The 12,623-nt window shown below is 70.7% G+C and carries 11 protein-coding genes; 3 read left to right on the top strand and 8 right to left on the bottom strand.

Translation table 11 applies throughout. From position 1 onward, the window contains the following. Positions 1–8 precede the first annotated feature (8 nt). From HH212_RS23115 to wrbA, 5 genes are read right to left on the bottom strand one after another with little or no spacing between them, the layout of a single operon-like run. Positions 9–2,606: an FtsX-like permease family protein gene (locus tag HH212_RS23115; protein ID WP_370663944.1), complete on the bottom strand. Its 2,598-nt coding sequence runs from the start codon at positions 2,604–2,606 to the stop codon at positions 9–11. Positions 2,607–2,629: 23 nt separating this feature from the next. Then, complete coding sequence (locus tag HH212_RS27485; protein WP_229217424.1) at positions 2,630–3,205, bottom strand: hypothetical protein; 576 nt, start codon at positions 3,203–3,205, stop codon at positions 2,630–2,632. Between the two features lie 11 nt (positions 3,206–3,216). Further along, positions 3,217–4,635 (bottom strand): FAD-binding oxidoreductase, encoded by a 1,419-nt coding sequence (locus HH212_RS23110; protein WP_170204634.1) that lies wholly within the window; start codon positions 4,633–4,635, stop codon positions 3,217–3,219. Beyond that, positions 4,628–5,026 (bottom strand): DUF2069 domain-containing protein, encoded by a 399-nt coding sequence (locus HH212_RS23105; RefSeq protein ID WP_170204633.1) that lies wholly within the window; start codon positions 5,024–5,026, stop codon positions 4,628–4,630. The genes HH212_RS23110 and HH212_RS23105 overlap by 8 nt, the downstream gene beginning before the upstream one ends. Before the next feature lie 3 nt (positions 5,027–5,029). After that, positions 5,030–5,641, bottom strand: coding sequence for an NAD(P)H:quinone oxidoreductase (wrbA, locus tag HH212_RS23100; protein WP_170204632.1), 612 nt, complete (start codon positions 5,639–5,641; stop codon positions 5,030–5,032). Positions 5,642–5,811: 170 nt separating this feature from the next. Between wrbA and HH212_RS23095 the strand changes: the two genes are divergently transcribed. Beyond that, positions 5,812–7,320 carry a YihY family inner membrane protein gene (locus HH212_RS23095; RefSeq protein WP_229217423.1) on the top strand — a complete coding sequence of 503 codons (1,509 nt, stop codon included), beginning with the start codon at positions 5,812–5,814 and terminating at the stop codon, positions 7,318–7,320. Here HH212_RS23095 and HH212_RS23090 read toward each other — a convergent pair. Together HH212_RS23090 and HH212_RS23085 are read right to left on the bottom strand one after the other, a co-directional pair. Then, a complete protein-coding gene (locus tag HH212_RS23090; protein ID WP_255487021.1) occupies positions 7,310–7,426 on the bottom strand; it encodes an Mpo1-like protein in 117 nt (38 codons plus the stop codon). The two genes, HH212_RS23095 and HH212_RS23090, sit on opposite strands and share 11 nt — an antisense overlap. A 32-nt stretch (positions 7,427–7,458) precedes the next feature. Beyond that, entirely contained in the window at positions 7,459–8,280 is an 822-nt protein-coding gene (locus tag HH212_RS23085; protein ID WP_170204631.1) for an alpha/beta fold hydrolase, read from the bottom strand. 192 nt (positions 8,281–8,472) lie between these two features. Between HH212_RS23085 and HH212_RS23080 the strand changes: the two genes are divergently transcribed. Then, positions 8,473–8,928, top strand: a complete 456-nt coding sequence (locus tag HH212_RS23080) for a CBS domain-containing protein (RefSeq protein ID WP_170204630.1) — start codon at positions 8,473–8,475, stop codon at positions 8,926–8,928. A gap of 84 nt (positions 8,929–9,012) precedes the next feature. Here HH212_RS23080 and HH212_RS23075 read toward each other — a convergent pair whose 3' ends face one another. Then, a complete protein-coding gene (locus tag HH212_RS23075) occupies positions 9,013–11,283 on the bottom strand; it encodes an EAL domain-containing response regulator (protein ID WP_170204629.1) in 2,271 nt (756 codons plus the stop codon). A 186-nt stretch (positions 11,284–11,469) separates the two neighbouring features. Here HH212_RS23075 and aroC point away from each other — a divergent pair, with 186 nt between their 5' ends. After that, positions 11,470–12,576, top strand: a complete 1,107-nt coding sequence (aroC, locus tag HH212_RS23070; RefSeq protein ID WP_170204628.1) for a chorismate synthase — start codon at positions 11,470–11,472, stop codon at positions 12,574–12,576. Positions 12,577–12,623 lie beyond the last annotated feature (47 nt).

Here is a 12,623-nt window from a genome sequence, read left to right as displayed (position 1 = left end):
GGTTCGCATCACCAGTCCTCCCGCACCGCGCGCACCGGCCCGCCCGACAGCGCGTAGCGCCCCGATACCAGCGCGGTGACCACCGAGGCCGCCAGCAATACCGCCGCCACGCCCAGCAGCAGCGCCCACGGCAGGTGCAGCTGCATGGTCCAGTGGAACGACTGCGGATTCACCACGTACACCAGGATCAGGCTGATCAACAGGCCCAGCGCGAAGCCGGTCAGCACGCCCAGCGCGGTCAGTGCGCCGCCTTCGATGGCGAGGATGCGCAGCACCTGCCCGCGCGTCACGCCGACGTGGCGCAGCATGCCGAATTCCTTGGCGCGCGCCAGCGTCTGCGCCGAAAAGGTGGCGGCCACGCCGGACATGCCGATGGCGATCGCGATCGCCTCCAGCAGGTAGGTCACCGCGAAGCTGCGGTCGAAGATGCGCAGGCTGATGGCGCGGATGTCGCCCGGCCGCGCCAGCGCGAGCGCCGCGCCGAACGGCAGCGCGCGCAGGCCCGCCTCGATGCGCTCGACCGGCACGCCGGGTGCGGCCCACAACGCGGCGTCGGTCACGCCGGCGTCGCCGGTCAGTGCCCGGTAGTCCGGCAGGCGCACGATGACGGAGCCTGACTGGCTGGCATAGTCGCGCCACACGCCGGCGATGAAAAAGGCCTGCGGCTTGCCGCCCAGCGGCAGCGTGACCGTGCGGCCCGGCGCCAGGCCGTACAGGTCGCCCATCGCTTCCGAGATCCAGGCCGGCCGCGCGCCCGGCGGCAACGGCGCCGCTGCGCCGACCAGGTCCAGCAGGCGGCCCGGATCGGCGGCGTCGATGTCGCGCGCCACCAGCGTGACGTCGGGCCGCGCCGGGTCCAGCGACAACGGCCGCGTGCGCAAAAAGGCGACCTGCGCCGCCCCCGGCACGGCGGCAAGCAACCGCTGTTCGCCGGGACCGAAGGCGCCGGTGTTGCCGCCGCCGCTGCTGCGCACGTACAGGTCCGCCGGCAGGATGTGGCGGATCCAGTCGTCCACCGAGGTGCGGAAGCTCGCCACCATGATCCCCATCGCCACCATCAGGCTGAAGCTGGCCAGCACGCCGCCCAGCGCGATCGAGGCCTGGCCGGGGGCGTTGGCCAGGCGCGCCAGCGTCAGCGTCAGCACGGGCGACGGCGCCGAAGACAGCGCCGTGCGCGCCTGCATGAACCGGTCCAGCAGGCGGAAGGTGGACGCGGCCAGGCGCGGCATCAGGCCGATGCCGCCCACCAGCAGCAGCGCCACGGCGAAGTAGCCGAACAGCGGCAGGTCGAACACCGGCGGCGCGAACGAGAAGACGCCCGCCAGCGCCAGGCAGATCAGCGACGGCCAGACCCGCGCCAGGCGCGCCAGCGCGGCTTCGTCGTTACCCGACTTGAGCGCGATCGCCGGACGCGCGCGCGCCGCTTCCCAGGCAGGCGCCAGGCAGCCCAGCAGCGCCGTGCCCAGCCCGAGGCCGAAGAACACCACGGCCGCCACCGGCGTGAACCGGACCTGCGGATGCACGCCGGTGAAATAGCCGGCGCCGAGGTCGCCGCCGAAGAAGCGCAGCGCCGCCGCCGCCAGTGCGTAGCCGCCCAGGATGCCGAGCAGCGCGCCCAGCACGCCCAGGCTGGCGCCTTCCAGCAGGATCTGGCGCAGCAGCGCGCGGCGCGACAGGCCCAGCACGCGCAGCAGCGCGAACTGGCTGCGCCGGCGCAGCACCGACAGGGCCTGGGTCGAGAACACCAGGAAGGCGCCGGTGAACAGTGCCACCAGCGCCAGCACGGTGAGGTTCACGCGGTAGGCGCGGCTGAGGTTGTTGTTGCGGCTTTCCTGGTTGGCGTCGTTGGGACGCGCCACGCGGAAGCGCCCCGGATACGCGCGTTCCAGCTCGGCCGCCAGGCTGCGCTCGAAGGCGCCGCGGTCGACGCCGTCGCGCAGCTTGAGATCCACGCGCGTGAGCTTGCCGACCTGGCCGAAGCGCCACTGGGCCGCGCCGATGTCCATCACGCCGATGCGCTGGCCGCTGCGCGCGCGCAGCACCGGGCCGGCCACGCGGATCGAAAAATCGCGGGTGCCGGCACGCACACGCAGGGTGTCGCCGCGGCGCTTGCCCAGCCAGGCCTGGGCGGCCGGCGACAGGAAGATGGTGTCGTCGCCCAGCACGTCGGCGGCGCGGCCGGCTTCCGGCACGCCGGTCAGATCCGGCGAGATGACGCCGGCGCGCAGCGGATCCAGGCCGACGATCTTCAGCGATCCCTTCGCGTCGGCCAGCGCGGCGTCGAGTTCCAGCACCGGCGAGGCCAGCGCTACCCCGGCATGGGTGGCCAGGTACGGGTAGATCGCTTCGTCGAAGGCGGCCTCGCGGCCCGATACCTGCACGTCGGCCTGGCCGGCCAGGCTCTGGATGGCGGCCGAGAATTCGTTGAAGGCGGCGGCGTTGATCAGGTGGATGGCGAAGCCCATGGCGACGCCGACCGCAATGGCGACGATCGCCAGCAGCGCGCGCAGCGGGTGCGCGCGCCATTCGCCCACCAGCAGCCAGCGCACCAGCAGGCCGGCCGGCGATCCGGCGGCCGCGGGCCTGCCGGCGGCAGGGACGTCCACGGGCTGCGGGCGCGCCGGGCCGTTCAAGCGGGGCACTCCAGCGCCAGCGCCTCGGCCTGGCGCTTCTCCTTGCGGCGGGCGGCGTCGCGCGCCGCCGGTTTCGCATCCAGCCAGGCGCGCGCGGCGTCTTCCTCGGCCCACTTGTGGCGCAGGCGCAGCCTGGCGCAGGTCTTGCGGCGCGACGCATCGGCGCGCGCCAGCTTCTGCTGTTCCTTGCGCTCGGCTTTTTCCTGCGCCAGTCGTTCCTTCTGGAGGCGCTGCAGTTCCTTCTGCCGGACGCGCTGTTCGGCCAGCATGCTGCGTTGCTCGTCCCCGGCGCGCGCCGCCGGCGCCGGTGTCGAGGGTGGGTCGAGTTCCAGCAGCGTGCGGCTGTCGCCGGTGACGACGGCGTCGGCGCCCGGCGGCGCCACGCCCGGCGCCGGCGGCAGCGTGGCGGACGTGCCCTGCGCGCACGGACGGTCGCCGTAGCTCACCTTGCCGCCGGCGCTGCATTTGTACACCGGCGCCGCCAGGGCGGACCGGGACGGCAGGCCGGCCGCCAGCAAGGCGGCGAAGGTGCATGCAAGAGTCGAAAGGCGCAAGGTCATCGTCGGCGACATGGATTCTCCGGTCACAGGATTTTACCGGGGTTCATGATGCCGAGCGGGTCGAGCGCGGCCTTGAGCGCACGCATGAGGCCGAGTTCGACCGGCGATTTGTAGCGCGCCAGTTCGCCGCGCTTGAGGGCGCCGATGCCGTGCTCGGCCGAGATCGAGCCGCCGAAAGCGACCACGCTGTCGTGCACGATGCGGTTGACTTCGTCCTGGCGTAGCAGGAAGTCGTCGTGGGCGATGCCGGCGGGCGGGGCAATGTTGTAGTGCAGGTTGCCGTCGCCCAGGTGGCCGAAGCACACCACCTGCACGCCCGGTATGGCGTCTTCCAGCAGCGCATCGGTGGCGGCGATGAAATCGGCGATGCGCGATACCGGCAGCGCGATGTCGTGCTTGATGTTCTTGCCGGCCGCGGCCTGGGCCAGCGGGATGTGCTCGCGGATCGCCCACAGTGCGCGCGACTGGGCGATCGAGGTGGCCACCACGGCGTCGCGCGCCACGCCTGCTTCCAGCGCCGCCTCGATGGCGCGCTCCAGCAGCGCCGTCCCGTGCCGCTCCGACTCGTGGCTGGACAGTTCCAGCAGCGCGTACTGCGGATAGCGCGCCGGGAAGGGCCGCGGCAGCGCCGGGAAGTGTCCGGCGACCAGGCGCAGGCAGACGTCGCTCATCAGCTCGTAGCCGGTCAGGGTGGGGCCGCAGGCGGCTTCGGCCAGCGCCAGCAGCGCCTGCGCGTCGGCCGGGCTGCCCAGCGCCACCAGCGCGGTGATCGCCGCTTTCGGCTGCGGGAACAGTTTCAGCACCGCGCCGGTGATCACGCCCAGCGTGCCTTCGGCGCCGATGTACAGGTCGCGCAGGTCGTAGCCGGTGTTGTCCTTGCGCAGGCCGCGCAAGCCGTCCCACAGCGCGCCCTGGGCGGTGACGGCTTCCAGTCCCAGGCACAGTTCGCGCGTGTTCCCGTAGCGCAGCACGCCGGTGCCGCCGGCGTTGGTCGCCAGGTTGCCACCGATGGTGCAGCTGCCCTCGGCCGCCAGCGACAGCGGAAACAGCAGGCCGTGCGCGGCGGCGGCGGCCTGCACGTCGTGCAGCACGCAGCCGGCGTCCACCGTCATCGTGCGGTTGCGCGGATCGACCGACCGCACCCGGTTCAGGCGCCGCAGCGACAGCACGATCGCATCGCCGGAAGCGTCCGGCACGCTGCCCAGCACCAGCCCGGTGCGCCCGCCCTGCGGCACGACCGGCACCCGGTAGCGGGCGCACAGGCGCACCAGTGCCGCCACCTGCGCGGCGTCGCCAGGCAGTACCACCGCGCGCGCGGAGCCGGTGAAGCGGCCGCGCCAGTCGGTGAGGAAAGGCGCGCAATCGTCCCCGGTCAGCACGTGGGCGGCGCCGGCGATGGCGCGGCAGCCGTCGATGAAGCCAAGGTCCTGCGCCTCAGTCATGCGGCACTTTCACCTTGTCCAGCAATTCCTTGGCCAGCTGCTTGGCGCGCTGCTTGTACGGGCGCAGGTAGAGCAGGGCGAACACGAAGTACACGCACACCAGCAGCGCCTCGCCCAGCGCCATGATGCGCGAGAGCTCGACGCGGTCGCTCCAGGCGCGCACCACGCCTTCGACCAGGTACACCAGGATCACCATCGACGACCATTGCAGCGTGTACAGGTCGCGCTTGAGCACGCCGCGCAGCGGCAGCAGCAGCGGCAGCGCCTTGAGCGCCAGCAGCGAACCGCCCGGGTGCAGCGGCGCCACCACGATTTCCCACAAGAGCAGCCAGAAGAACAGGATGACCAGGCTGGTCACCGCGCCCGTATGAAACACCCTATGCGCTTGCATGGCTCATTCCATCCCCTGCAATTTGCCGGCCGCGAGCGCCAGGCGCCGCCCGAGCGCGATCGCCAGCCGCTTCTCGTCTTCGGTCACCGCGCGGTCGTTGTCCACGCCGGCCCAATGGGTCGCGCCGTAGGGACTGCCGCCGCTCGCGGTCGTCATCAGTTCCGGCCGGGTGTAGGGCAGGCCCATCACCAGCATGCCGTGGTGCAGCAGCGGAATCATCATCGACAGCAGCGTCGCTTCCTGGCCGCCGTGCAGGCTGCCGGTGGAGGTGAACACCACCGCCGGCTTGCCCGCCAGCGTACCCGACAGCCATTGCGCCGAGGTGCCGTCGAGGAAGTACTTCAGCGCCGCCGCCATGTTGCCGAAGCGCGTCGGCGAACCCAGCGCCAGTCCGGCGCATTCCGCCAGGTCTTCCGGTTCGACGTAGGGCGCGCCGGCGCGCGGGATGTCGGGCTCGGTCGCTTCCGCCACCGTCGACACGGCCGGCACCGTGCGCAGCCGCGCCTCCGCGCCGGGAACGCTTTCCACGCCCTGGGCGATCAGCTCGGCCAGCCGGCGCGTCTTGCCATGCCGCGAATAATATAAAACAAGGATGATCGGATCGGTTGGGTTCATCGTTGGTATTATAGGACGCTTTAGAGCCGCTAACACAGGCCCCATGGCGGCGTTGCATTCGTCTCGCCGTACCAGCGCGGCTTTTTATCGGATGGCCCGGCGCGGTCATGCGGCTTCCTCTTCTCCACTGTTCTGGGTATATTGCACCTAGTTCAGCTTCCGAATCACCGATGCTTTCCAAAACCGTCACCACGCTTTCCCGCGGCACCAGCGGCATGTTCCACGCGGGCGCCGAGCGCGTGCGCGGCCTCACCTGGGGCGAGGCGCGCGACCTGGTGCGCTTCGCGCGCCGCCGCCTGACCGAGGAAAGGCTGCCGCAGGTGGCCGGCAGCCTGACCTTCACCACCGTGCTGGCGCTCGTGCCGCTCCTGACCATCGTGCTGGCGATCTTCACCACCTTCCCGCTGTTCGGCAAGCTGCGCACGGCGGTGGACAATTATTTCGTGCAGATGCTGATGCCGAAGGCGATCGCCAACACGATCACGGCGAACCTGACCCAGTTCGCCAGCAAGGCGACCGGCCTGTCGGCGGTGGGCGCGGTGGCGCTGGTGTTCACCTCGGGCGCGATGATCTTCACCATCGAGCGCGCCCTCAACCAGATCTGGCGCGTGCGCCAGCCGCGCCCGCTGCTGCAGCGCGTGCTGGTGTACTGGGCGCTGGTGACGCTGGGCCCGCTCGCCTTCGGCATCTCGGTGACCATCACGACCCAGCTGTTCAGCGCCACCAACGGCCTGATGGACGCGGTGCCGCTGCTGGGCGCGCTGTTCTATACGCTGGCCTCGGTGGCGCTGACCACCGGCTTCTACGTGCTGCTGTACATGACGGTGCCGAACCGCCCCGTCGACTGGCGCGACGCGTTCTTGGGCGGGCTGGCGGCGGCGCTCGCCTTCGAGGTCGCCAAGCGCGGCTTCGCCGTCTTCATCCGCCAGTTCCCGACCTACGCCATCATCTATGGCGCGCTGGCGGCGCTGCCGACCTTCCTGGTGTGGCTGTACCTGTCGTGGCTGATCACGCTGGTCGGCGCGCTGCTGACTGCGGCGCTGCCGGTGGTCAAGTACGAGCGCTGGTGGTACGAGCCGGCGCCGGGCGGCGAATTCGTCGATGCGATGGCCATCCTCAAGGTGTTGCACGGCAGCGCCCACGTCACCGGCAGCGCGCTGGTGCCGAGCAGCCGCATCCGCGCCCACACGCGCATCGGCTACGACGAGATGGGGCTGCTGCTGGAACGCATGGTGGCGGCCGGCTGGGTGGGCCGGGTGCAGGCCGAGGGCGCCGTGCAGGCGCGCTGGGGCCTGGGCGCGCGCGAAGGTAGCGACAACTGGGTGCTGCTGCTCGATCCGGGCCTGATCCGCCTGGCCGACGTCTACCGCCTGTTCGTGTTCGGCGGCGTGGCCGAAGGCTTGCCGGAGGCGGACCAGGCGGCGCAATTCGCGGCCGCGATGTCGGCCGCGCTGGGCGCCGCGCCCGAACCCGATCCGGGGCTGCCGCTGGAAGCCTTGCCGGGCGCGGCGCCGGCATCGGCGCATCCGCTGGCGCTGGACACCGCGGCGCTGGCGCGGCGCGCCGAGCAGGCGGTGGAGCGGGGGCTGGGCCAGACGCTGGCCGATCACTTCGCGCAGGATGGCGGCAAGGACGGCGAGAGCGCGGGCCTGGCCGGTGCGGCCGGCGTCAGCGGCTGAGTTTGCCGGTCAGCATCTGCCAGTACATCACCCCCTCGGCGCGGAGCGAATGCCGGGGCTGATCGAAGGTGGCGCAGCGGTTGTTTTCGCACACGAAGTGGCCGATCCGGGCACCGCCGCCGCCGCCCGCGCCGGTCCCTAGACGCAGCTGCGCGCGAACCCGTCCAGCGCTTCCAGCAGCGCGCCCGGCCGTTCCGCCATCATCGCGTGGCCGGCATCCACTTCCAGCAGCGTGGCGTGCGCGATGGCGTCCTTCAGCCTGGCCGCGGCGCGTGCCGGCGTCATCTTGTCGCGCCGACCCAGTACCAGCAGTGCCGGGCAACGCAGCGCGCCTGCCGCCCGTTCGCCGCCGGCATAGGCGTTGCAGGCGGCCAGGTCGGTGTACAGCAGCCGCTCCGGGTTGATCTCGGACAGGCGCCGCATCAGGGCGCGCGCCGCGTCCCCGATCGACAACGCCGGGTCGCCCGCGGACGGCGCCAGGGACAATTCGGAATGCGACCAGCGCGCCACCATCTCGATCGCCGCCGCTTCGTCGTCGCGCGCGCCGGCCAGCAGCGATTCCGCCACCCGCATCGGATACGCGGTGCCGAGCAGGACGATGCCGGCCGCGCGGCCGGGCGCGCGGGCGGCGGCTTCCAGCGCGACCAGTGATCCCATGCTGTGGCCGGCCAGGATGGCGGCGCCGCCATCGTCCGGGCCGGCGATGCCGGCCGCATCGAGCAGCGCCAGCAGCCAGCCGGCCATGTCCTCGACGCTGCCCAGGGCCGGCCCGGCGCTGTTCCCGTGGCCCGGCAGGTCGGCCGCCAGCACCCGGTGGCCGCGCGCGCCCAGGCCCTGCGCCAGCGCGGTCCACACCGAATGGTCGTTCTGGGCGCCATGCACCAGCACGATGGCCGGTCCCTTGCCCTCGCTTCCTTCCAGCCGCGCATATGCCGGCTTGCCCTGCACGTCGAACAGCATGGTATGCCTCATCCGCAAACGAAGATGGCAGCGATGCTAACACCGGCACGCACGCCGGTGTGGCGGGATCGGCAATATTGCGTGATTCGCGCACCATGACGGGGCGCAGTGCTGGATTTTTCGGGAAGCATAAGCTAGAGTCCCCCTTGTGTGTTGAACAAGGCTTGTTTCGCTTTCCTTAAGGTGGTCAATATGAAAGTTTCTGAAATCCTGCAGGTCAAGGGCGATATCCTGTACACCGTCTCGCCGGACACGCCGCTGGCCGACGCCGCCGCCACGATGGCCGAGCGCGACATCGGTTCGCTGGTGGTGATGGAATACGGCGACCTGGTCGGCATGCTGACCTTCCGCGAAGTGATCAAGGCGCTGCACGCCAACCAGGGCACGACGCTGCCCGCCGGCACGGTGCGCAAGCACATGGACGATGCGCCGATCACCGTCACGCCCGAAACCGAGGTCAACGAGGTACGCCGCATCATGCTGGAAAAGCACGCGCGCTACCTGCCGGTGATGAATGCTCGTACGCTGCTGGGCGTGATCTCGTTCTACGACGTGGCCAAGGCCGTGCTCGAGGCGCAGAGCTTCGAGAACCGCATGCTCAAGGCGTATATCCGCGACTGGCCGGCGGAGCAGGCTGCGGAAGACTGACGCCGGGCAGGCGTTTTCTGTTGCTCGGCATGGGTCCGCGCCAAGGGGGCCGCCGAGGCCGGGGACGACGGTTCTTCGTCGTGCTTAGGTTGCGCGTGCGTCGGTCGTACCGCCCAGCCATTCGAGCAATTGTGCCGGAGGCAGCGGCCGCGCGAACAGGAAGCCCTGCGCCAGCGGGCAGCCGAGCGATTGCAGGATCTGCGCCTGGCGTTCGTCCTCGACGCCCTCGGCGATGATCGACAGGCCCAGGTTGCGGCCCAGTTCGATCACCATCTCGGCGATGCTGCTGCCGCGCGCCGAGCCGGTGATCTCGGTGACGAAGGCGCGGTCGATCTTCAGGCGGTCCACCTGCAGCCGCTGCAGGTAGGACAGCGACGAGAAGCCGGTGCCGAAGTCGTCGATCGCGATCGACACGCCCAGGCGCTTGATCTGCGCCAGCCGCTCGATCAGCACGTCCGGCTCTTCCATCGCCACCGATTCCGTGATTTCCAGCTCGATGCAGGCCGGCGGCGCGCCGCTGTCTTCCAGCGCGCGCGACAGCATCTCCAGGAAATGCGGGTGGCGGAACTGCACCTGCGACACGTTGATCGACATGGTGAAATCGAGGTGGCCGGCCGCGCGCACCCGCATCAGCTCGGCGCAGGCCTGGCGCAGCACCCATTCGCCGATCTCGATGATCAGGCCCGAGTATTCCGCGATGGCGATGAAGCGGTCGGGCGGCACCAGGCTGCCGTCCGGAGTACGCCAGCGCAGCAGCGCCTCGGCGCCGAACGGGCGGCGCACCGCCAGGTCGATCTGCGGCTGGTACACCAGGAACAGTTCGCCGCGCGCGAAGCCGCCGCGCAGCGCGTGCATCATGCGCACCCGCTCGCGCGTTTCGATGCCCATGCAGCGGGTGAAGAAGAAATGCCCGCCGCGGCGCTGCGACTTGGCGCGCTTGAGGGCGATGTCGGCGTCCTTGAGGGCGTCGGTGCCGCTGCCGTCGTGTTCCGGCAGGCGCACCAGGCCGAGCGTGGCCGATACCTGCACGTCCTGGCCCTCGATCGAGAACGGCGCGTCGAACAGGTCCTGCAGGGCGGCCGGGTCGACGTCGCGCGTCGCACCCAGCAGGCAGAACACGTCGCTGCCGATGCGCGCCAGCGCCAGCCCGCCCTCGGCGGCAGCCTCGCGGGCGACGTCCAGGCAGGCGCGCAGGCGCGCCGCCACCGCCACCAGCAGGGCGTCGCCGAACTGGTGGCCGAGGGCGTCGTTGGTTTCCGAGAAGTGGTCGATGTCGATCAGGCACAGGGTGGCGTCGGCGTGGGCGCCGGCCAGGCTGGCGTCGATCAGCTCGACCAGGCGGGTGCGGTTGGGCAGGCCGGTCAGTGCGTCGTAGAAGGCGGCGCGCTGCAGGTCGGTCATCAGCGCCACGTTGTCGAGCCCGACCGCGATGCTGCTGGCGAACACGTCGAGCAGGCCGCGGCGCAGCTCGTCGACCGGGCGCGCCAGGCGCAGGTAGGCGGCGAAATCGCAGTGCGCCTTGCCGCGGAAGTACAGGGTCAGGTGCTCGGGCGCGTAGATGTTGCGGCGCTCGGCCAGGCTGCGCGCGATGGCGGCGCGCGTGCCGCTCGCGCCCGGGTCGAGCAGGCCACCGTGCACCAGCCGGGCGCAGGCGCCGCCGGCCGCCAGCACCGTCCACTCGCCGGCACCGCTGGCCGGCGGGCACGAGCACAGCAGGCCGTCGGCCGGCTGGCCCAGCAGCAGGGCGGCTTCGCGCAGGATGCCCTGGCCGAGTTCGGCGACCGAATGCAGCGCCATCAGCTCGGCATTGGCGCGCACCACCCGCGCCAGGCCGGCGCGGCTGTCGTGCAGCGCACGCAGCTGCTCGTAGGCGCGGATCGCCGCCGCCACGCTGGTGTACAGCTTGGTGCGCGTCAGTTCGGACTTGGTGCGGTAATCGTTGATGTCGTAGCCGCGGATCGCGTCCATCTCGGGCGCGTAGCCGGGCTGGCCGGTGCGCAGGATGATGCGCACGTCGTGCATGCCCAGGGTCTCGCGGATGTGGCGCACCAGGTGCAGGCCGGCGTCGGCCTGTTCCATCACCACGTCCAGCAGGATCACCGCGACGTCGGTCTCGGTCTCCAGCAGGCGGCGCGCCTCGGCGCCGGAATACGCGTGCAGGAAGGCCAGCGGGCGGCCATGCATTTCCAGGCTGTCGAGCGCGAAGGTCGTGGTCGAATGCACGTCGGCGTCGTCGTCCACGATCAGTACGCGCCAGGCGCCGCGCCCATCATCGGACGAGGCAACGGGTGTCTCGTCGATGAACACCAGGTCGTCGTGCTGCGCGGCGCCGGTGGGCGTGGTCGGTGCGAGCATGTGCTGCGTCTCCAAAAGCATGGAATGAAGGTAAGCCTAGTATATCTGCAATGTGTACGCGGCAGGAATAAAATTCTTCTGAGCAACATATTGATTGCGATCGCTGTTGCATAAGCGGCGCTGCCTGCCCCAAAGCCCTGCATGCTGGTAGAATCGTCGATTCCATTCGAACAAGATCTGCGAACCATGTCCGGCAACACCTTTGGCAAATTGTTTTCCGTTACCACCTTCGGCGAATCGCACGGCCCCGCGATCGGCTGCGTGATCGACGGCTGCCCGCCGGGCCTGGCGTTGTCCGAAGCCGATATCCAGCCCGAACTCGACCGCCGCAAGCCCGGCACCTCGCGCCACGTGACCCAGCGCCAGGAAGCCGACCGTGTGCAGATCCTGTCCGGCGTCTACCAGGGAGTCACCACCGGCACCCCGATCGCGCTCCTGATCCCGAACGAGGACCAGCGCAGCAAGGACTACGGCAACATCGCCGAGACCTTCCGTCCCGGCCATGCCGACTATACCTACTGGCACAAGTACGGCGTGCGCGACCCGCGCGGCGGCGGCCGTTCCTCGGCGCGCCTGACGGCGCCGGTGGTGGGCGCCGGCGCCATCGCCAAGAAATGGCTGCGCGAGCGCTTCGGCACCGAGTTCATGGCCTGCATGCGCCAGCTGGGCGACATCGACGTGCCGTTCGAAGGCTGGGAGCACGTGCACGCCAATCCGTTCTTCGCGGCGAGTGCCGATGCCGCCCTGCTGGCGCGCATGGAAACCGCGATGGACGCGCTGCGCCGCGCCGGCGACTCGATCGGCGCGCGCATCGACGTGGTGGCGAAGAACGTGCCGGTCGGCCTGGGCCAGCCCTTGTACGACAAGCTGGACGCCGACATCGCCTACGCCATGATGGGCATCAACGCGGTGAAGGGGGTGGAGATCGGCGCCGGCTTCGCCGCGGTGGCGCAGAAGGGTTCCGAGCACGGCGACGAACTGACGCCCGCGGGCTTCGTCGGCAACCACGCCGGCGGCGTGCTGGGCGGGATCTCGACCGGGCAGGACATCACGGTGTCGATCGCGATCAAGCCGACCTCGTCGATCCGCACGCCGCGCCGCTCGATCGACAAGGACGGCAACCCGGTCGCGGTCGAGACCTTCGGCCGCCACGACCCCTGCGTCGGCATCCGCGCCACGCCGATCGCGGAAGCGATGCTGGCGCTGGTGCTGATCGACCATGCGCTGATGCACCGGGCGCAGTGCGGGGATGTGCGGGTGGAAACGCCGAAGCTGGCGGGGCAGGTGCCCTAAGCCGGCCTGGTATCCCGTCGTCCCCGCGGAGGCGGGGACCCATGCAT

The sequence above is a fragment of the Massilia forsythiae genome (assembly GCF_012849555.1).
Classification (GTDB): Bacteria; Pseudomonadota; Gammaproteobacteria; order Burkholderiales; family Burkholderiaceae_D; genus Telluria; species Telluria forsythiae.
Note: the sequence above shows the minus strand (reverse complement) of the source record. Positions and strands in the feature narration are given on the sequence as shown.